The following is a 280-nucleotide window of genomic DNA, read 5'->3' as shown; positions in this document are numbered from 1 at the left end:
GGCGGCACACTCATCGTGAGAGCGCCCGCGGGCTTCGAGTTCAACACCAACTCGGTGCCAAGCGTTTCTTTCGTGGCGGGCCGGAACATCACTGCGGCCACCATCGAGCTGACCAATCCCACCACGCTGCGAGTTACCCTGACCGTCTCTGGTTCCACGGCCACTGACACGCTGACCATTGGCGCGACGACACCGCTGCAGGTCCGGCCCACAGCGGTCACGCCGCTGGCCAGTGGCGACATCTATCGCCCAACCACGGGCGGTGGCACCGCGGTCATTG

The 280-nt window shown here is 65.7% G+C and carries 1 protein-coding gene; it reads left to right on the top strand.

Going from position 1 to position 280, the window contains the following annotated elements; genetic code table 11:
• On the top strand, positions 1 to 280 hold a 280-nt coding region (locus MD536_RS21755; protein WP_239603875.1), incomplete at both ends, for a hypothetical protein.

The sequence above is a fragment of the Flavihumibacter cheonanensis genome (genome assembly GCF_022352215.1).
Classification (GTDB): domain Bacteria; phylum Bacteroidota; class Bacteroidia; order Chitinophagales; family Chitinophagaceae; genus Flavihumibacter; species Flavihumibacter cheonanensis.
This window is presented reverse-complemented; position numbering and strand designations above follow the sequence as displayed.